This is a genomic window from Streptomyces sp. LUP30 (assembly GCF_001746365.1).
GTDB lineage: Bacteria > Actinomycetota > Actinomycetes > Streptomycetales > Streptomycetaceae > Streptomyces.
On record NZ_MJAJ01000001.1, the window covers coordinates 131,685 to 151,699 of the forward strand.

Sequence of the window (20,015 nt, forward strand, 5' to 3'; positions counted from 1 at the left end):
CGACCTGCTGGGTTGGTGGGACTCACGCCGGCGAGCGCCGGCGCTGGATGCATGCGATGGCGATCGTGGGGATGAGGGTCAGTGCCGCAATGACGGTGCCGATGACGGCAGGGCCCGTGGCGCCCAAGGAGGAGTCGAGGGTGAGTCCGGCGATCCAGGAACCGATGGCGGTGCCGAGGTTGAACGCCGACACGGTCAGTGCTGACCCCAGGGTCGGGGCCTGGCCTGCGAAGCGCACGCACAGGGAAATGAGCACCGGGTTCGCACCCAGACCGAACAGACCCAGCAGGGCGATCAGGACGACCGTGGGCGCAGCGTGGGTGGACAGCAGGCAGATCGCCAGCAGCAGTACGGTGGTCACCGCGGAGGCCGCGATCGTCGTCGCGTGCGGACGGTGGTCCCCCAGTCGGCCTCCCACCAGGAAACCTCCCAGGGCCCCCAGACCGAAACCGACCAGCACCAGCGGTACCAGACCGGCGGCCAGATGGGCCCGGTCGGTCAGCAACGGCGAAATGTAGGTGTACGTCGACAGCACGCCACCGGTCGTGGTCGCGCAGGCGGCCAGCGTCAGCCACAGACGCCCCGAGCGCAGAGCCGCCAGCTCGGAGCGCACAGAGATCGCCTGGCCGCCGTCGGTGTCGTGCGGAACCTGGCGGGCGATGAGCGCCATGGCGGCCGCTCCGAGGACGGCCAGGGCCCAGAAGGGTCCCCGCCAGCCCATGAGCTGTCCGGCGAAGGCGCCCAGCGGCACACCGACGACGTTGGCGAGCATCGCGCCGGCGCCCACGACGCCCAGAGCGCGGGAACTCGCGGCGGGACCGGCGGCACGGGTGGCCACCACGTTGGCCACCGCCCAGAACGCCCCTGTTGCCAGCGCCGTCAGGAACCGTGCGCTCAGCAGCAGGGTGAAGCTGGAGCCGAGCGCGACGATGACGTGTCCGGCCGCGAAGACGCCCAGGGCAAGGATCAGGGTCAGCCGCTGGGGCAGCCGCAGCGTCAGCATCGCCATCAGCGGCGCGCCGACGATCATCCCTAGGGCGAAGACCGTGATCAGCAGTCCGGCTCGCGCCACACTGACCTGCACATCGCCCGCTATCTCGGGCAGCAGGCCCGCCACTACGAACTCGGTCGTGCCCATCAGGAATGTGCCCAGCGCCAGCACGTACACAACGAGCGGAAGCCGGGTGGGCGGCCGCCCGCGGTCACTGGCGCTTACATCGGCGGGGGCGTGGAGGGCTCCTCCTCGCGTGGTCATGCATCATCTCCGCAGCGATCGACATCGGGGTGCGCGTCCCACGAAACCGCTCCTTCCGCCCGCGCGGGAGGCTGCGTTTATAGGGGGGACAAGCTCGACCCCCCTGCCGGGGATTGCGGGCCGTAGCGTGGGAAGCATGGAAAGCCGCTCCGAGAACCGCGCCGACATCCGTGACTTCCTCGCCCGCCGGCGCGCCCAGCTCACCCCCGAGCAGGTCGGCCTGCCCACCAGCGGCCGGCGCCGGGTGCCCGGGCTGCGCCGTGAGGAGGTCGCCGTTCTCGCCGGGGTGAGCACCGAGTGGTACACGCGGCTGGAGAAGGGCCACATCAGCGGTGTGTCCGAGGAGGTCCTCGACGCGGTGGCGCGCACCCTGCAGCTGAGCGAGGACGAACGCATCTACCTGTTCGACCTGGCCAAAGCGGCCCATCCCGGCCCCGCACCCCGGCGCCGCCGCAAGGCCGTCGACGTCCCGCCCCGCGTCCAGTGGCTCCTCGACTCCATGACGCTGTCCGCGGCCTTCGTCAGCAACGGCCGCCTGGACATCGTGGCCACCAACGCCCTGGCCCGCGCCCTGTTCGTGCCGATGTTCGACAGTCGCACCACCGGCGAGCGCAGCCTCCCCAACTTCGCCCGGTACTACTTCCTCGACGACGCCTCCCACGACTTCGTCGAGGACTGGGACCGCGCTGCCGACACCACCGTCGCACTGTTGCGCGCCGAAGCCGGCCGCTATCCCAATGACAGGGCACTGCGTGAACTCGTCGGCGAGCTGTCCACCGTCAGCGCCGAATTCCGCACCCGGTGGGCCGCCCACAACGTGCGCATCCACCACGGCGGAGTCAAACGCTTCCACCACCCCGACGCCGGCCCACTGGAACTGACCTATCAGCCACTGGACCTGCCCATCTCCGCTCACGAGGCGCACTCGCTGACCATCTACACCGCCCAGCCGGGCACCCCCGACGAAGAACGACTCAAGCTCCTCGCCAGCTGGACGGCCACCCCCGGACCCACCAGCTCGCTGCGCCGACGGTCGTGAGCCGGGTGAGCCGGACCGTTGCGGTGCAGGAGAGCCGAGGTGATGACGCCCGCAGGCCGGCGTGGTTGCGGTCGGCCAGCAGCAGGCCTGACTGCAGGGCGGCGGGCAGACGGCGAACGAGTTTGCTGACCCTGGCGATCGAATCGGAAGCCGCAGCAAAGAGGGCCGAAGTGCGGCACTCGATTGGCAACCCAGAACCCCGTCGCCGCGCCGGCGCCGATGAAGGTCATGGAGTTCGTCCAGCGTGCCGGTCTGCCCTCAGGGAATGTTGAACATCCGCCGCAGGCAGCAGCAAACCGCCGAGCAGCTCATCGACGGCCCGCACTGCCCTGCCGTCGAAAACGGAAGGCCTGAAAGGCCAGATCCGGTAGGCGACAGGCGCAGACCGCTTTGCATCTGAGGGCCGGCGACGATCCGAGAGGTCCACCCCTTCCTCCGGCCGTTACCCGGGTGCCTGAACCTGATTCCTGGGCTGGCGGAAAGCCGAGGAAGGAGCCTCGGATGCGTCCTGCCCCAAAACTGAGCCCGTCCAGCAGGAGCTCCCCGAGTTCGGAGAAGACGTCGCCGGCGGCCAGGCCGATGCTCTCCAGAAGGGCACCCGACTGGACTGCGTCCATCGTGACCGCCACGACCTGGGCGGCGAAAGGGCCGTTCAGCGCGCGGAAGACGCCGCTCTGCACGCCCTCCTCGATCAGTTCGTGGACTCGTTGCGCCGCGCGGCGGAGTTCGTGCGTAGATCTCTGCTGCTGGTTCTTAGCCGACCATGTCGTCGTAGAAGGCGCTGGCCCGGTCTACGTGGTCGCGCTCAAGCGCACCGCGGCGCCCGGGGTTTCGCGCCGACCAGCCGCACACTCCCATCGTAGCGGCCCACGCCCTGACCTGGCGTGATACCAAGCGTCCCGGCGACTGGACGCACGTGGCGCGGCGCCTCCGCGACGGGCACACCGAGACCTGGTGGGTCGCCGATGCCCGCCCGAGCGGCTACGGCCCCGACTCACCCTGCCTACTGGTCGTGGGCCACCACCGACCCAGCCTGCCTGCCGGAGAAGGCCACTTGGTACCTGGCCACCAATCTGCCCCCCAGCGGGCAGCCTGCCTCCCGCGAAGCGCAACGAGACTGATCGTCGTGAAGGTGGTGAGCGCCGCCTTCACCCACAGGTGCCGGAGTGAACTGGGCGGCTTCGACCGGGGCTACCCCTGCGCGAGGATTCCTGTGGCGACCTTGGCACATCCCGTGGCTCAGCTCGCCAGGTACGCGGCGAACTGCGTCTCGAGGGCCGGGTACAGCAGGGTCAGGTCGTCGTGCAGCGTGGACTTCACGTTGCGACTGAGCTCATCGACGATGGCCTCGGGCCGACCTGCCTCCAGCGCGCCCAGGGCGCTGCGGGCCACGTCGGCGGGCGGGGTCTTGGCGATGTCGATGCCGGCTTGCATGTCCGTGTCGACCGGCCCGACGTGGACGGCGACGACTTCGGTCCCCTGCGTCTTGAGCTGCTGCCTGGCGGCGTTGGTGTAGCTCCATGCAGCCGCCTTCGACGCGCTGTACGTTGCGGCCACGGGGTACGCCGCCCAGGAGACGACCGAGAGCATGTTGACGAAGGCACCGCCACCGTTGGCTGCCACGACCGGGGCGAAGGCTTGCGTCATGGCGATGAGCCCGAAGTAGTTCACCTCGAGTTCGTTGCGCGCGACGTCGAGCGGTGCGGAGAGGGCGAGGTTTCCGCTGGCGATCCCGGCGTTGTTCACGACGATCGCGACATCGGCGAACTCGGCCGCCGCGGCGGCGACAGCCGCCGGGTCCGTCACGTCCAGCGCGACGGGCGTGAGCCGCGGATCGGTGATCGTGGCGGCATCGCGTGCAGCCGCGTACACCTTGGTTGCACCGCGCTCAAGGAGTTCCTCCGCGAATGCCTTGCCGATGCCACGGTTGGCACCGGTCACCAGTGCGACCGAACCTTTGATCTTCATGTCTGCCTCTTCTGATCAGGTGTTGGGGGTTGGGCGCGGCCACGGGGTTGAGCGACGACGCCTCGAGCGCGACTGCTGCCCGATGGCGTTCCTGCGGGACTGTCCGCCGGCAAGACACCTGGCGTGTACCGGTCGTCTCGTTGCCGAAGCGTCGATGGCGTGTGGCTGCGGACCGAGGCCGTGCGGTTCGCCTTGTGATGCGGTCCGTCTGCGAGGGGTCAGCCGGGCAGCTGGTTGAGCTTGCGCATTTGCCGGTCGAATGCCCGCGCGGGCACGATGCGGCGCAGCACGCTGACACGTGAGGCTGTCGGGCCGGCGGCGTAGCGCTGCTTCGGCTTCGGTGCGGTGGCCGCGGTCACGATCACCTTGGCGACGACGGACGGATCGTCGCCCTTCTTGATCAGTTCCGCGACGAGTTGGTCGAATATGCCGCGCTGTTTCGCGTAGACGGGCAGCGGCAGGTCGGAGCGCACGGCGTTCGCGTCGAACGAGGTTTTGGTCAGGGCGGGTTCGACCAGCAGTACCCGCACCCCGTGCTCGCGGACCTCGTGGTCCACGGACTCGGAGTAGCCCTCGATCGCGTGTTTCGAGGCGGCGTACATGGCCATGTAGGGCTGCGGGACGAGCCCGACGACGGACGAGAGGTTGATGATGCGCCCGGATCCCTGGCCGCGCATGTGCGGCAGGACGGCCTTCATCATGCGTATGGCGCCGAAGACGTTGACGTCGATGATGCGCTGATCCTGCGCGAGCGAGCTTTCCTCGGCGGCGCCCGCCGCGCCGATGCCGGCGTTGTTGACGAGCACGTCGATCCCTCCGAACCGCTCGATCACCTGTTTGACCACGGTGGTGGCTGACTCGGCGCCGGTCACGTCCAGATCGAGCATCGTCACGCCCGGGGTGGGGGCGAGCCCGGAGGTGTTGCGGCTCGTCCCCACCACCTCGAATCCCGCCTCGGCGAGAGCGGCGGCGGCCGCCTTCCCGATTCCCGAGGATGCCCCTGTCACCAGTGCCACCGGCCTGTTCGTCGTCACCGCAGTCTCCTTCATCAGTGAATCAAGGCTGATTGAATTATGTTCGTAATACTATACGGCCGGATGGAGTCGCCTGGCAAGCGGGCTGATCGGGCGGCACTTTAGGGCGACGTCCGGAGTGGAGGAGGGTGCGGGCAGACGGTCCGGCGGCGCTCGTCGGGGGCGGGTGATCCGGCGCGCGTGTGACCCGTCGATTTGCATCGAGCGGCGCTGATGTCAGTACACGCGGCCGCCCCTGTGCGCGGGACTGCAGCTCCGGCGCTGCGGTGCCTCAGCTCGGCTTCGGCACGCTCAGGAGGGCGAGGGCGTTGCTGATGCCCTGTTCGAGAACCGCCTGCGACAACTGTTCATCCGCCAGAGCACGGGCCAGTTGCAGCGTGCCGACCATCCCGGCGTAGGCGGTGAGCACCGCAAGGCGCAGCGACGCCGGATCATGCGGCGCCAGCCGCTCGGCGATGTCGTCGGCAATGGCGACCACTCCGTCGGTGTAAGCCTGTTTGGTCGCCCGCCCGCACCGGCCGATCTCGTCGAGCAGGGCGGCGGACGGGCAGCCTTCCGCGGGATGGTCGCGATGCTCGATGGAGAGGTATGCGCGCACGAGCTGTTCGACGCCGCCATCACCCGCCATCGCGTCCAGGCTCTCGGCCAGGTCGCGAAGTTGTTGTGCGACGGCGTTGACGACCAGGTCGTCCTTGGATGCGAAATGGGCGTAGAAGGCGCCGTTGGTCAACCCGGCGTCCGACATGAGCACGGCGACCCCGGAGCCGTCGATGCCGTCGCGCTTGAGCCGGCGCCCGGCCGCCTCGACGATGCGCTGCCGGGTGGCCTGCTTGTGCTCTTTCCCGTAGCGAGCCAACGGTCCTCCTTCACCTGCGGACGACCATCGCCCAGACTTAACCTTATCGTACGATCATAATTCAACGAGTGGCACCCAAGTGGTCGCCATGCCCCCTTCAGGAACAGGTACTCAGCTTGTTCTTTTTCTTCTGATCTCGAACGGTGTCCCGAACAACGTCTCGTCCAAGCCGTCCTCTGCCTGCATCTGGCCAGCGCAGGACTGGTCGTCGTCGAGCTGGCCGTGGTCGTTGCGCGCGGTGGCGCTGTCACGGCTCGCATTCGCCTCTGTGGCGCCCTGCCCGGTGCCGACGCTTTGCCTGGCGGGCCGCTGCGGCGGGCGAGTTGGGCGCCGCGGCGGGCGCAAGGCAGCTCGACCAGGACGCGGGTTGTTCTAGCAGTTGGTCAGGTCCACGAGGAGATCGCAGGGTCATTGGCGTACGCCTCGCGCTCTTCGGGTGACCATTGCCCCAGGCGCCGGAGTCCCAGGCCTCGGCGAGCGGGACCAGTTGGTCGATGTCCAGACCGCGGGGGCCGTCGATGGAGCGGCGTCGTACGGGGAGTACCACTGGCCCCCGGTCAGGGTGCAGCGCTGGCTCTGCTCGGGTGCGGTGACGGCCTCGGCCTTGAGCACCTCGGCGCGGGTGTTGCAGCCGTCCTTGTCGGCGTCCACCCATGCCGTAGCCGAGGATCTGCACCTCACAACAGCGATCGAACCCCCGCTATGCGGGGCGCAGGACGGGATCGATGTCTGCCAGGCTTTCGTGCAGCCGACGGGCCCCCCGGGCAACACGATCGTCGGTGTCGCCCGACATCTCCTCGCAGAGCCGTAGCGCCTCGTCCAGGTCGTCCGAGAAGATGCTGAAGACATCGAAGATCGCGGTGTGGATGTAATCGGCATGGTTGTCGTTGGCGACTGCCAGTGCGGACGCGACGATCGTCAGTCCGGCCCTGTCCTTTCGCCGAAGCAAGCCCTCCGCGGTCCGCCGGGTGACGAAGGTGTCGCCACTGTCGAGCACAAGCCCCAGCAGCGGCTCAACGGCCTCCGGCATCTCCGCGAACCCTGCCAGGCTGTGACCGGCATCCGCCCGGTCACGCCAGTCATCGCTTCGCCCGAGTTCGCCAAGGGTCACGACCACCGCACGCCGCAGGTCACTGTCCACGGATTCGCTCGCCCCTTCCCACGATTCCGGTCAAAATATCAGCGGGGCGCCCTACCGGATGATCGCCAGGACAGGCCCTAGGCGGGGCGGCCCCCCAAAGTGGTGGTGTGGCGGCTTTCCCGGGTGCCCGCGCCGGCGTTGGGCTGCAGTCTGCAGTGCAGATCGTGGGCTGGTCCTCAAGGCCGGTCGGCACCGGCAGCGCAGGCCCGCAGCCGCACGGGTCGACCGCGTCGGGCTCGCCTGACGGGAGTTCACGGGTCAGAGGAACGCTGTGCAAGGACCGCCGGGTGATTCCTTGTGTGACTGCTCATCAATGTAGTACTTCTTATACATGAGCGAGCAGGTGCACAACAGGCTGGCGGTGGTGAGGGCTGAGCGCAAGGTGTCACGGCAAGCCCTCGCCGAGACGGTGGGGGTTCACTACCAAACCATCGGCTACATCGAGCGGGGGCAGTACAACCCCAGTCTGGACCTGGCACTGAAGATCGCCAGGTTCTTCGAACTACCGGTGGAGGCATTGTTCTCCCTCGAGCCGTTCCGGCCGCTCACCGACGAGGTCTACGGGAGGAAGCAGTGACAACGGCGACGAAGTACGACCGGCGGATGTTCGCCATCATGAACGACCGGGCGGCTGCCCCGATGTATGCGACGGCCACGCGCAGGCGGGCCGTCGTCGGCACCCACCTACTGCTTACCGCGGCCGGCTTCAGCGCCTGGGCCACCACGAGCTTCAGCGATGCGCGCTGGCCGCTGTTCGCCACACTGGCCGTGCTGCCACTTTGGGTGGTGGCCACCGGCGTCATCAACGGAGCCACCCGCGGACTGCTCGAGCTGCGCAGCCGGATGCTGGACGAGCGTCAGCTCGCCGAGCGGGACCGCGTCCATGCCGTCGCCCACCGGATGACCGGGGTGCTCCTGCTGCTGGCGGCAGTCGGCGTGGGCACGGCCGGATGGTTCGGGAATGTGCGGACCGAAGGCCTGGTCACACCGGCGCTGTTCGCCGTCCTCACCGTGCACTTGCTGATGCCGCTCTGGGTGGCCGGCCTGCGGATCCAGGGTAACCCGGCCGAGGACTGATCCACCTTGCGGGTGACGGCCGCCCGCATTCCGTTGAACCGCGGCGATGGTGTCGGCCTTGGAGACGGGCTTGTCGTTCCACTCGCCGACCCTCAAGTGGCAAAACAGGAGGCCGGGAAGCCGCGCCATCTTCGCACAGCTGGACCGCGGCATGACCGTGGCCAAGCTCCGCCGCGGCCGCCGCATCAAGGCAGAGAAGGGCCGGTACCAATACGGCACCCCGACCTATGGCTGGCAGGCCCACAAGAAGGAGCTGAACGAGGAGGAGATGGAGCAGGCCGGCCGCGCCCGCGCCGTGGCCCGCCAACTCCGGGAGACGACTTCGAGATCGCGGACAGCTGAGCGACCTGGCGCATCGTCAAGTTTGTCCGCCAGTAGGCCCGCCACCAGGAGCACTCGGTCTTCCAGCGGCAGGCCCCATGGCCGGCGCCTTTCGGACCGCGTCCGCACCCTCGCGCCGCACCACGCTCACCAGCTTGCCGAACAGCCGAGGGCTCAGCCCGGTGAACGGGGCTATCCAGACACCTCAGGGGTCCAACTCGTCAAGTGGCAGCGAGTTTCGCATGGTTCAGTCGAACATGACGGTGGTCAGATGCTGAAGAATGCGGCCAGGAGGGTGTCGGTCCGGAGTTGGAGTTCGGGACTTTCAGCCCCCGCGACACGGATGGACATCACCTCGCTGCCGACGGAGTGGGCCAGGCTGACCTCCAGCGTGGCACTCGAGCCCACCAGTGGGTACGTGTACCAGCCGTCGGGCTTCTCGTCATCGGTGTCGAAAATGCCGAGTTCGATCGTGTCCCAGTCGGTCTCGTCCAAGGGATAGTCGGCGTAGCTGGACAGCAGCTCCAGGAAGGCGCGCAGATTGCGGCCCATGATCAATCCGGCGATCGGCTCAGTCACGTCTCTCCCGTCCTTGCGAGATGGCCAGCATGGCAGAGGCGCCGCCGCGGTTATGCGGCGACGGCCGCGTGGACAGGGAAGGCGGTGTCTTCGTCAAACAGCTTGCGGTGCTGGAGACAGTGGTAGAGCTGACCGATCATGCGGTTGAAGAGGTTGCGCTGTGCGGCCGCGTGCCAGTCGCCGTGCTCATCGCGACGGCGTCGGTAGTGGGCCTTGGCGCCCGGTGAGGCGGTGATCGCTGAGAAGGCCCAGAGGTAGCCGGCGTGGTCGAGGCGGTCATTCTTCACCCACCGGCGGGTGACGGACGACTTCTTGTGCTGAGGACGTCTCCCGGTCCTACACCGGCTTCAGCACGTTCAGGGAGTGGTTGGCCCAGGTCGAGGGGTTCACGCTCGCCGAGATGGACGGCTTCGGCGGAGATCGCCAGTGATCCGGCGTCTCCACCACGCTGGTGCCACTACTCGACCATCCAGACGACGATGGCCCCGACCTCACGCCTGCTCAATGCTCGGCGATGTTGGCCCGGCTGAAAGCAATTCTCGACCAACGCTACCCTGTCGACACTGACCCTGTCCTCCGACGGCGCATCGAAGACGTCAGTCAGTTGGTCACTGTCCTGCGGATCTGCGTGGACAAGGACGTTGAGCTCATCTTCGGCTAGCCCCAGGAGCGCGGCGGCCCGTTGATAAGGGGAGGGCCCGCGGTTAAGGGACAACCCTTAATCGGCCCTTCCGCTGACCGGTGGGATGTTAGAAGCTCACTGCTCTGACCAGGTCGGATGCCGTGGTCTTCTGTCGTTGCCAGTTGGCGTCGGGTGCCCTTGGACGGCCCAAGGACGGCGCGGACGTCACCTATTGCAGGCGACACCGACGCCCAGGATCACGAGCGCGTCCCTCGCCTGTGCGATCCAGTGGTCGTGCAACACGGTGATGGCCGGGCTCGGGGTGAAGGTGGGGCTCGCCAGGATGGTCGACGCGGTGCGCGGCTTCGGCTTCGACGACACCGGCCTGCGCATCCCGTCCTGGGTGGCGAAGTCGAACTTCGACGCCGACATGAGCGACGACCAGCTGGCCCTGTCGTCCATCGGCCAGTTCGACACGGCGGCCACCCCGCTGCAGACGGCCCTGGTCGCGTCGGCCGTCGCCAACAACGGCGAGACCGCCCAGCCGCATCTGATCGAGCGCCCCACGACCTCCGGCGGCATGACAGTCGAGACCACAGGCCGCCGCAGCTACCGCCAGGCCATGTCGCCGTCCACCGCGATGCGGCTGCGCGAGCTGATGGTCCGCGCGGTCGAGGACGGCACCGGCGCCAACGGGGCCATCCCCGGCGCCGTGGTGGCGGCAAGACCGGCACGGCCGGCCCAGCACGGTTTGGGCAACGCGGGCACTCCGTACGCCTGGTTCATCGCCTGGCGCAGGCGGTGGACTCGGCGCGGCCGACGGTGAAGGACGCGGAGGCGAACCGTACGGACATCAGCGGGGGCGGGAGCGCGGCGCCGATCGCGAAGGCCGTGATGGAGGAGGGGCTGAGGCTGGAGGCGGAGGCGCGGGGACAGCGCGCCGGAAAAGGGCTCCGCCCCGCTGGGCGGACCCAGCGGGGCGGAGAAAGGACTGGCCGGATGTCAGGCCCATCGAGCCGGGAGTTCCGGGAACCCCTGGCCGATGGTCGAGATCGTCGGATACGGCAGTGACGCGACGAGGCCGGAGCCGGCCAGCAGCGCCGGATCCGCCACCACGAGATGGACCCGTGGCGGGCGGTCCGGGTCGCCGGTCAGGAACGGCTCCTCCAGGACGACCGCGTCGTCGAAGCGCGTCCACCGGGTACGGCTCCCGCCCGTCACGGGGCGAGTCCTCCCACGGGAGACGAACTCCACGGCGTCGGAGTACCGGAGACCGAAACCCTGCAGGACCGTCCAGTCCCGCAGCGTCGACCACAGGGCCACCGTCTCCACGAATTCCGTGAATCCGGCGAACATGTCCGTGTACTCGCCGCTCCAGGAAACCCCGACCCTGCCGTCGCGACGCAGAACGATCGCGCAGGGAAGGTCGTCGTTCTCCGCGATGCGGATGAACTCGTCCCCCTCGGAGGACGTGGTCCAGCCGCCCGGAGAGACCGAGAGCCGGGTCCATCCGTAGTAGTTCCCCCCGTAGCAGGGAAGGACGCAGCCCTCCCACGCCTCCGAGAGCAGTTCGATCAGTTCCCCCGTCTCGGACGGGAAGTCGATCGAATCGGCTTCGGGAAGTCCACGAGGGGCATGTACCTCCTCGTTGAAGAACCGGACGGACTCGGCTGTCGGTTTCACCCGGACGCTCCTTTCAGGGATGACGGACTAGTGGTTGACGCCCAGCAGGTAGGTGAAGAGCTTCCTGCAGTTGGGACACATCTCCCTGGGGGCGCCATGGCGATCCCATCCGTATCCCTGGGACCCGCCCCGGACGTCGACGGCCTGTGACCTGGCACCACCGATCGGCAGGCCACGGCTCTCAAGGTCGCAGAGCGCCCCGATCTCGCCGCAACCGCCGTGGTGCTCGGTGATCTGAACCGCCGTCCGCACGTTCGGGGTGAGGTCGTCGAGCGACCTGTTCGTGCTGATGCCGAGGGCGCTGTGCTGCCCGTCGGCCGTGAACACCTGCGCCGCGACGTTGGTCTGACCGGCGTTGTCGTCGGCATGGTCCAGCAGATCGTCCGAGGGTTCGCTCGTGATCTCGCAGACATGCGGATCAGCGCCACCGTCGTTGTGCACCAGGACGGGCTTCGCGCCTGCCAGCACGTAGTACGTGTGCAGATCGCCGACGGTCAGGTTGTGGACAGTGGCGGCCTGCGCCGTCCAGCGCCGGATCACCGCGATCTGGACGCGGGTGCCCGTGCTGGTGCGCAGCCACTCACCGCCCTTCAGGTCGGTGGCCTTGATCCACTGGCGGAGTTCGGGGACCCAGAAGGGGTGGCCGTCGGTCGCGGTGACCTGGGCCGTCTTCGAGCCGCTCTTGCCGTCGACGTCGATCGTGACGTCGACGAGGTGCTTGAGGCCCTGACCCTTGATCTCGGCGGTGACCGTCTCGACCCGGGTCTCCCCGGTCTTCGGGTCGGTGGCGACGACCTTGTCGCCGTCCTTCACCTTCTCGATCGGCTTGGCGGAGCCGTCGGCCATGAGCACCTTCGTGCCGGGCACGAAGCTGTTGCAGCCGGGGGAGGTCCGGCCGGCGCCTTCGCCACCACTCGAACCACCGTGGCTGCGGGAGGATCCGCTGGCCTTGGGCTCGGTCTTCCCGCCGCCGCCGTGACCGCCGCCGGAGCTCTTGCCTCCGCCGGCGTGGGCGGAAGACTTGGGCGCGGCGTGGGCCTGGGCCGCCTTGTGGACCGGGTTACCGGTCTTCTTTGCGCGTTCGGCGGCTCGGTCGGCCGCTCTCTTGGCCGCTTCGGCGGCCTTCTTCCTCGCTCGCTGGATGGCCTCCCGTTTGGCCTTCTCGATGGCCAGCTTCTTGGCGCGAAGCGCCGCTGTCTCGGCCGCCTTGGCCGCCTTGAGGACGATTTCCGCCGCCCGCTTGGCCACCTTGAAGGCCTTGATGGCCTCGATCGTGCGGTCGACGGCCTTCATGACGGCCGGGATCTTGCCGAGCTTGCCCCATGGAATGGCGTCCATGATGACGCTGGCGCAGGACCACATGTCACCGCCGAAGCAAGCGATGGCGTCGTTGATGCCGATGAAGTCCTTCAGCGTCTCCCAGGCCACGGCGAGGATCACCGAGGTAAGGGACTTGCCCTGCATCGACTGCGCCTGCGCGACCTCTGCCGCCGACAGACCCGCGCCCACGAGGGCCGCGGCCCGCTCGGAAGCGGTGAGGGCGATGGACAGACCCGTCGGGTCGTCGTACGTCACCGGATTGTTGTTCGCGTACGCGTACCCGTTGGACTGCATCGGGTCGTTCAGGTCGAGCACCGGGTCGGCGGACAGGAAGCGTCCGACCACCGGGTCGTAGAGCCGGGCGCCCAGCGGCTGGTAGCCGGAGGAGTCGTCCCGGGTCTTGCCCAGGAAGCCCTTGTGGCTCTGCAGGTTGCCGGCGAGGGTGCCGCGCTCGTTGCCGAACGGGTCCTGCTTGCGGATGCGCACCGACATGCCGCCGTAGAGGGCGACCTCCGCGTACGCGCTGCCCTGGTGGTCCGTGGTCTGGGCGACCAAGGTCTCGGAGCCCGTGCCGTAGGAGTAGCGCATGATCGCGCCACCGGGCGTGGCGTAGGTGCGCTGGGTGTTGACCAGGACACCGCCCTGCTGGACCGTCACCTCGGCCTCGCCGAGGTACAGGGTGGCCTGCTTGCCCTTGATGGTCAGCAGCCGGTTGCCGTCGGGGCCGTAGATGTGACGGGTGTCGTTCTGCGGCGCCCACAGCTGAGCGGCGGAGGCCGCGTCACAGGTCGCGAGCACGATCGCGGTGCCGTTCGCGGTCGCGCCGCCCTGCGCCGCGAGGCACAGGTGGGAGTTCCGGTGGGTCAGCTGGCCGGCGGCGTTGCGGAGCAGCTCCTGCGCGGACGAGCCGTCGCACTTCTGGATCTGCACCGCGGACCCGACCGCGTTCGCGGTCGGCTGGAGGCACCAGTCGCCGGAGACGGACAGCGTGCCCCGGTTGGGGTCGGGCTGCGGGACCGTCGCCGTGGCCGGGGTGGGCGTGAACTTGAAGTTCTGCGGCGACGACGCGTTGCAGCCGTACAGCTGGATCGGCTGCGAGGCGGCGGCGAGGCCGCTCTTGAGGTCGAGGCACTTCTGCGCCGGACCCACGTACGGGGTCTTGCCACCGGTGCCCGCGCCGGTGATCCGGTCGACCTGGCCGTCATAGGTCCAGGTCAGGTCCTGCTTGTCACCTGTCTCGACGGACGTGACCGTCTTGGTCTCACCGGTGAGCTCGTACAGCCGGGTGGCCTCGGCCGTGACGTCGGCGCCCGCGGGGCTCTTGTACTTCTTGGTGACCTTGGTCAGCGTGCGCGGCTGGGTGCCGTCCGCCTTGCCGTACTTGTAGTCGGTGACAGCGTCCTTGGTGGTGTCGCCGGCGAGGTTCCTCTGGGTCAGCTTGGAGCGGTTGCCCAGGAGGTCGTACTCGTACTCCTGCCAGTAGCCGGACTGGTCCGTGCCGGAGGCCACGTTGAGCGTGCCGTCGGCGTTCTTCGGGGCGGCCGAGCACTTGGCCTGGTTCTTGTCGGTCCACGCCGTCTTCAGCTGGCCCAGCGGGTCGTAGCTGAAGCACTGGTTCTCCGCGATCCCGGTCGAATTCTCCTGGATCGAGGTGACGTTGCCGGCCGCGTCGTAGCTGTACGCCCGGTTGGAGACGAGGTTGCCGCCGACGACGGACTTGTCGGTGGCGGGGTCGGTGGCCCCCTTCTCCCGGTAGACCTGCTGGTCCTTCAGCTCACCGCTGGACTCGTCGTAGTCGTTCTGCGTCCACACCCGGTAGGGCTGGGCGCCCATGGTGGAACGCAGCACCTGACCGAACGGGTCGTAGACCGTCTCGGAGCCGTACCAGTCCTTGCCGGAGATGGAGAGCGGCTTGCCGTCCTTGTTGTAACGGACGACGAGCTTCTCCGAGGGGAAGTTGCCGACCGCGGGAAGGGTGCTGTCCTCAAGGGCACCCGTGTCCGAGTACGAGTAGCTGTAGTTGTAGGTCTTCTTCAGACCCCATGTGTTGACGAGGGAGTCGGGCAGCGTCAGCGTGGTCGAGGTCGGCTGGTAGTCCTTCGTGTAGCCGTCGACCGACTGCGTGTACGCCTCACCGTCCGTGTAGCGCACGGCGGTGGCGGGCATGCCCTTGCCGCCCGGGGCGGCGTCGTAGGTGAACGCGGACAGGAGCTTGCCCGCCGCGTCGTTCTCGCGCACCTCCTTCGGCCGCGACAGCTCGTCGTAGCCGTTCCAGACCTTGATGCCGCGGGCGTTGGTGGTCGTCAGGAGCCGGCCGCGGTCGTCGTACGTCGTGGTGGTCGTACCCGAGTCCGGGTCGGTGGAGGTCTCCAGCTGACCGGCGTGGTTGTACGTCCAGGTCCACGGGTGCGTCGGGTCCGCCGAGGCGGTCGCCTTCACCATGTGGCCGAACTTGTCGTACTCGTAGCCCGTCGAGGTGTAGGCCTCGTGGACGCCCTTCGGGTTGACCTGGTCGGGCGCCGCCGGGTTGAAGGTGTCCGTGCGGACGGTGCGGCCGAGGGCGTCGGTGTAGACCCGGTAGGAGGAGGCCCCCTGCGGGTTGATGACCTTCGACCAGTCCTCGCCGTACTCGTACTTCGTGGCCCGGTCCTGGTACGCCTTGGAGTAGGACTTGCCGTCGGCGGGGTCGACCCACTTCATCCACGGCGTCTCCTGCGTGACGCGGCCGAGGCCGTCGTAGGAGTAGCGCGTGATGTTGGGGATCTGGAGGTCGGAGACCGGGGTGAAGAGCAGGCCCGGCGTGGCCTCCTGGGTCAGGTAGGCGTTGTTGGTCTGGTAGACCTCGCCGGTTCCGTCGTAGAGGGTGTCGGTGATCAGCCAGCCGGCGTCGTTGTCGGCCTCCTCCTGCGTCTGCCGCTCGCGGCCGAGGCCGTCGTAGAGGGTGACCGACTGCTCGACCCGGTCCTCGTAGCCACGGGCGTAGGTGGTGACGTACGGAGGCTTGCGGATCTTGATGTTGGAGTTGGTCGGGTCGGTCTCCTCCGCGGGGACCGTGTAGACCGCGCGGAAGTCCGGCACCGAGTTCGGCGACGGGGTGCGGCCCGGGATCCAGGCCTCGGCGAGGCGGCCCAGCGGGTCGTACACGGCCTCGCTGACGAGGTTGTTGGCGTCGGTCGTCTTCAGCGTGGTCGAGCGGCCCGGCTCCAGCTCCTGGATCTGGCTGTGACCGAGCACATTCGTCGTGGTGACCTTGAAGATCTGGCCCGTGGCCGGGCCTATGGACTCGTAGCTGATCGTCGACGACTTCGGGAACGCCTGCTTCAGCTGGTCCGGGTCCGTCTGCCTGATCACCCGGCCGACGTCGTCGAAGCCCGTGGTGCCGTTGGTGTTGAAGCCGGTGCCCTTGTCGTTGAGCGACCAGGACTCGGTGGCCAGGCCCCGGGTGGCGGAGCCGAGGGCGGTGCCGTAGGCCGTGCCGTCGTACGCGGTGCGGCTGCCGCCGCTGAGCGTCGTCAGGTCGGACCAATTGGCGTTCGCGCACAGCGTCGGCGAGACAAGCACCTGCTTGGAGAGACCGATGAGGTTCTTGTCGGTCCGGTTCAGGTAGGTGGACTGGGTGCAGGACTCGTCACCGGTCTTGCCGGTGTCACCCTCCGACTCCACCTGGGTCGGGTACCCGTAGGTGGGGTCGTAGGTGGTGGTCGTCCTCACCTGGCGCACGGTGCGCGGGTCGTCGGTGTCGGTGCCCGACGACTTGCTGTACGCGATCTCCGTCGGCTCCGTGACCCGCCACGCCCGCAGCGGGCTCAGGCCGTCGTCGCGGTTGCGCTTGGCGAGCTCGGTGGCGTCCGGGACGGTGATGGAGCGGGAGAGCCAGTCGGTGTCGGCCTTGGAGGAGTCGGTGTACGTGAGCTCCTCGGCGATCCGGCCGGCGAACGGCTCCTCGTCCTTGGCGATCTCGGTACCGGTGATGTCCTTGACGGACACGGTGCTGCCGAGACCGCGGAAGAAGCGGGTGACGGCCTTGGACTGCTTCAGCTCCGGGTGCTCCGTGCTGGGCGCCTGGCCGGTGAGGACCGTGGTCTGCTCGAAGCCCGCGAACTGCGAGTACGTACGCGTGGACTTCTTGGTGAACTCGGCCTCGGCCAGCTTCCAGGCCGGGTTCGCGTACACGTACTGCGTCTGCATCGGCTGGGCGCCGTCGATGTTCGGCGACTCCTCGATGGAGTCGACGACGTACTTGTGGAACCAGTCGATGTCCTCGACCTCGGGGTCGGGGTTCCAGAACACCGGGTAGCAGAGTCGGTTGTTGGCCTTCAGCGCCGCCGTGTCCGTCTTGGCGGGCAGGCTGCCGGAGAGGCAGTCACCCACGATGGGCTTGTACGTGACGAAGGTCTCGCCGCCGTACTCGTTGACGACGTGGGCGATGCGCAGCCGGGAGAAGCCGGGTCGCTGGGGGTTGACCGCCTTGACGCGGTTCGGCATGTCCTCGGTGTTCGGCTCGAACCGCACCGGGTTCAGCGTGACACTCGCGTCGGTGGAGCCGTTGCGGGCGTAGCCGGTGCGCTGGACCGACTCCAGCCAGAGGGCCGTGTTGGGGCCGGTCTTCAGCTGCGCGAAGCTCTGGTTGAGCTGGTACGTGTCGACGACCTGACGGGCGCTGGTGTCGGTGCGCCGCTGGGCCGAGGTCGTGATCTTGTCGAGGCGCTTACGGGTCCAGAAGGACGGGCCCGCGTTCCAGCACTTCTTCATGGCCTCGCAGCGCAGGTCGGCCGGGGTGTCGAACCAGGGCCGGTACTGGCCGGGGTCCTTGGACGCGAAGTTGGCGTCGGTGCAGGTGACCGAGCCGACGGTGTAGCAGCGCTCGGCGACGGTGAAGCCGACCCGGGCCGGGGCGGTCGCCGTGAAGATGTTGTTGTTGCGCTGGCCGTAGTAGATGTGGTCGAGCCAGCCGTCCCGGTCGTAGGCGATCGGGTCCTTGAAGTTGAAGTTCGGGGCGTAGTAGTTCTGGTCCTTCTTCCACCACAGCGACATGGCGTTGCCGTGGACGTCCTCGACGTAGTCGAGGCCCCAGCGCCAGCCCTGGTTGCAGTAGGAGTTGGTCCAGTCGGTGGTCGTCGGACCCTTGTAGCAGTCCTCGCCGCTGTGGTTGCCGTAGACGCGGACGGTGAGCACCGAGTCGGTGGTCGGGTCGTCCGGGTCGGTGCCGTGGTCGGACCAGCCGGGCAGCTTGTTCTTGCCGAAGTAGTACTTAGTGCCGTCCTTGGTGGTGACCCGCCAGTACTCGCCGTCCTTGGCACCGTTGCCGGTGGCCTCGCCGCGGACCTGCTCGACCTTGGAGCCGTCGCCGTTCGCGGTGAACCACTGGCCGACGGGCTTGCCATCGGTGCCGAGCGGGCCCTTGGTGTCGTCCCAGACCAGCTCGGTGGTCATGCCGCCGAGCGAGAGGGTGGCGTTGTTCGAGCCCCAGCACAGGTCCGCGGTGCGGTGCGTGGAGTTGTTGGAGCCGGCCTTCTTGGAGTCCTGACGGCAGTTGGCGTACGTACGGGTGATGGAACCCGCGTTGTAGTCCCAGCCGTCGCCGATCCAGGAAGCCTGGTTGTTCGACGAGGAGGTCCGGCCGTCCACGGTCTGCGACGAGTACCCGAGGGACACCTTCGGCATCAGGCCGCCGGCGGTCTCCGGGACCTGGATGTCGTAGTTGTAGGTGAAGGCGCCCGAGGAGGAGCCCGCCGACCAGGAGCCGGAGGACAGCAGAGGCGAGGCCGTGAAGTCACCGGAGACGGAGCTGCCGGTGTCGAGCATGCCGAGGGCGGCGCCGCCGTTCGCGGCCACCGCGGGCTGGACGCCGTCCTGGTAGGACGCCTTGGTCGCCGTCTTGTTCGTCGACGAGGCGAAGCCCGCGTCGAGGAGGGCGGAGACCGGGACGGTACCGGTGACGATCTTGTGAACCCTCGCGTTCTTCGGCGCGGGGGCCTTGGTGGGCGCGTCCTTGGCGGGCACCGTCTTGACCGAGCTGCGCAGCCGCTGGAAGTGCTGCTTGCCGTTCTTGACGTCCTTGTCGCCGTCGGCGAGGGACATCGGCGCGATGCCGCCCATCGGCGTGATGCCGCCCATCGGCGCGGTGCCGCCGCCGTCCGCGCAGTCGCCGGTGGTCGGCGAGGAGTAGACGCAGTCGGGCAGCAGCATCAGACCGAAGCGGTCGGCGGCCTGCGGTCCGTAGAGGTCGGCGAAGCCGGTGGTGTCGACGCTGATCGCCACCTCGGCGTTCGGGTCGACCGTGGCCGGCGGGGTGACCTTCATGACGATGCCGGAGGCGCCTGCGTCCACCGAGGTGGTCTGCGGAGCGACACCCACGGTCCAGTCTCCGGCGAGCGCGTTCGGGTCGCCGCCCGCGGGCACGCCGATGGCGACCGGGGTGGTACCGACGGGCTTTGTGGCGCCGGGGGTGTCGGTCGCCTGAATGGTGACCGGGAGTCCGGCCTGAGCGGTGGAGTTCCACGGCGCGACGCCCGTGGGGGCGTACGGGTCGATCGGGGTCTGCGGCGCCAGGTCAAGAGTCGTGGAGGCGCCGGCATCGCCGTCGGTCTCCGTGTTCTTCGGCAGGGCCGGCAGGTCGACCTTCGCGGCCTTCTCCGTGCGGTTCATGCCGGGACCAGGGATGGCGAGCGCCTCCCCGCCCAGACTGGTCACGGTCAGTGTCGAGGACAGCAGAAGGATTGTCGCCGTGCGGCTTCGCCGCCGGCGCCTTCGTTGTGACTCTGTCATGGCTGGGCGTCCCCGCCCCAGCCATGACAGCGGACCTGAAGCACGCATACGCGTCGACTCCCACCCTGGCGGATCATTCAACGGACGAGGTGCGGAAACACCAAAGGGCACACGTCTGGCTCAGGCGGGTGCGTGCGCACTCTCTGCCATGTCCGGCGCAGAGATCAAGATCGATCCGAGGGCCGGAACGAACACAGGGTGATCTGCGGCACGCGACGAAACAGATCAGAGCACTCCGCTCACGGCCTTTCAGGTCCTTCGGGAGAAGGGGGCGTTCACGTTTATTACAGCCCAGAAAAGCGCTGAAACCGCCTCAGTTGATGCGACACGGACCGGGTTCCGTATCTGCGTA

General features: G+C 68.3%; 11 protein-coding genes and 4 pseudogenes. 4 read left to right on the forward strand and 11 right to left on the reverse strand.

What is annotated here, in order from left to right; genetic code table 11:
• Positions 1–22: 22 nt before the first annotated feature.
• Positions 23–1,255: an MFS transporter gene (locus tag BG482_RS00585; RefSeq protein ID WP_069766799.1), complete on the reverse strand. Its 1,233-nt coding sequence runs from the start codon at positions 1,253–1,255 to the stop codon at positions 23–25.
• A 136-nt stretch (positions 1,256–1,391) separates the two neighbouring features.
• Between BG482_RS00585 and BG482_RS00590 the strand changes: the two genes are divergently transcribed.
• Positions 1,392–2,294, forward strand: coding sequence for a helix-turn-helix transcriptional regulator (locus tag BG482_RS00590; protein WP_069766800.1), 903 nt, complete (start codon positions 1,392–1,394; stop codon positions 2,292–2,294).
• A gap of 1,239 nt (positions 2,295–3,533) precedes the next feature.
• Here the strand turns inward: BG482_RS00590 and BG482_RS00595 are convergent.
• From BG482_RS00595 to BG482_RS00610, 5 genes and pseudogenes are all read right to left on the reverse strand, one after another.
• Positions 3,534–4,262 carry an SDR family oxidoreductase gene (locus BG482_RS00595; protein ID WP_069766801.1) on the reverse strand — a complete coding sequence of 243 codons (729 nt, stop codon included), beginning with the start codon at positions 4,260–4,262 and terminating at the stop codon, positions 3,534–3,536.
• A gap of 218 nt (positions 4,263–4,480) precedes the next feature.
• On the reverse strand, positions 4,481–5,296 hold the full coding sequence (locus tag BG482_RS00600) for an oxidoreductase (RefSeq protein WP_069766802.1): 816 nt from the start codon (positions 5,294–5,296) through the stop codon (positions 4,481–4,483).
• A gap of 271 nt (positions 5,297–5,567) precedes the next feature.
• Entirely contained in the window at positions 5,568–6,152 is a 585-nt protein-coding gene (locus BG482_RS00605; protein ID WP_069766803.1) for a TetR/AcrR family transcriptional regulator, read from the reverse strand.
• A 407-nt stretch (positions 6,153–6,559) separates the two neighbouring features.
• A pseudogene (locus BG482_RS44715) lies at positions 6,560–6,842 on the reverse strand (HNH endonuclease); the annotation flags it as partial.
• A 10-nt stretch (positions 6,843–6,852) separates the two neighbouring features.
• Entirely contained in the window at positions 6,853–7,293 is a 441-nt protein-coding gene (locus tag BG482_RS00610; protein ID WP_256096136.1) for a hypothetical protein, read from the reverse strand.
• A gap of 331 nt (positions 7,294–7,624) precedes the next feature.
• Between BG482_RS00610 and BG482_RS00615 the strand changes: the two genes are divergently transcribed.
• Together BG482_RS00615 and BG482_RS00620 are read left to right on the forward strand one after the other, a co-directional pair.
• Positions 7,625–7,870, forward strand: a complete 246-nt coding sequence (locus BG482_RS00615; protein ID WP_069766804.1) for a helix-turn-helix transcriptional regulator — start codon at positions 7,625–7,627, stop codon at positions 7,868–7,870.
• Positions 7,867–8,370, forward strand: a complete 504-nt coding sequence (locus BG482_RS00620; RefSeq protein WP_069766805.1) for a hypothetical protein — start codon at positions 7,867–7,869, stop codon at positions 8,368–8,370. Before BG482_RS00615 ends, BG482_RS00620 begins: the two co-directional genes overlap by 4 nt.
• 314 nt (positions 8,371–8,684) lie before the next feature.
• Here the strand turns inward: BG482_RS00620 and BG482_RS40125 are convergent.
• The 3 genes and pseudogenes from BG482_RS40125 to BG482_RS00630 form a co-directional block, all read right to left on the reverse strand.
• Positions 8,685–8,887, reverse strand: a pseudogene (locus BG482_RS40125) (transposase family protein); the annotation flags it as partial.
• A 71-nt stretch (positions 8,888–8,958) separates the two neighbouring features.
• Positions 8,959–9,270: a hypothetical protein gene (locus tag BG482_RS00625; protein WP_069766806.1), complete on the reverse strand. Its 312-nt coding sequence runs from the start codon at positions 9,268–9,270 to the stop codon at positions 8,959–8,961.
• A 50-nt stretch (positions 9,271–9,320) separates the two neighbouring features.
• Positions 9,321–9,596, reverse strand: a pseudogene (locus BG482_RS00630) (IS110 family transposase); the annotation flags it as partial.
• A 561-nt stretch (positions 9,597–10,157) separates the two neighbouring features.
• On the opposite strand from BG482_RS00630, the pseudogene BG482_RS00640 reads away from it, so the two are divergent.
• Positions 10,158–10,801 (forward strand): annotated as a pseudogene (locus BG482_RS00640) (penicillin-binding transpeptidase domain-containing protein); the annotation flags it as partial.
• A 93-nt stretch (positions 10,802–10,894) separates the two neighbouring features.
• On the opposite strand, the gene BG482_RS00645 reads toward BG482_RS00640, so the two are convergent.
• Entirely contained in the window at positions 10,895–11,575 is a 681-nt protein-coding gene (locus BG482_RS00645; protein WP_069766808.1) for a hypothetical protein, read from the reverse strand.
• A gap of 27 nt (positions 11,576–11,602) precedes the next feature.
• Entirely contained in the window at positions 11,603–19,588 is a 7,986-nt protein-coding gene (locus BG482_RS00650) for a ricin-type beta-trefoil lectin domain protein (RefSeq protein WP_069766809.1), read from the reverse strand.
• Positions 19,589–20,015 lie beyond the last annotated feature (427 nt).

What these genes read in the sequence shown, in the direction of transcription:
- BG482_RS00585 (WP_069766799.1), bottom strand. Translation starts at nt 1,255, where the DNA reads ATGACCACGCGAGGAGGAGCCCTCCACGCCCCCGCCGATGTAAGCGCC.
- BG482_RS00590 (WP_069766800.1), top strand. Translation starts at nt 1,392, where the DNA reads ATGGAAAGCCGCTCCGAGAACCGCGCCGACATCCGTGACTTCCTCGCC.
- BG482_RS00595 (WP_069766801.1), bottom strand. Translation starts at nt 4,262, where the DNA reads ATGAAGATCAAAGGTTCGGTCGCACTGGTGACCGGTGCCAACCGTGGC.
- BG482_RS00615 (WP_069766804.1), top strand. Translation starts at nt 7,625, where the DNA reads ATGAGCGAGCAGGTGCACAACAGGCTGGCGGTGGTGAGGGCTGAGCGC.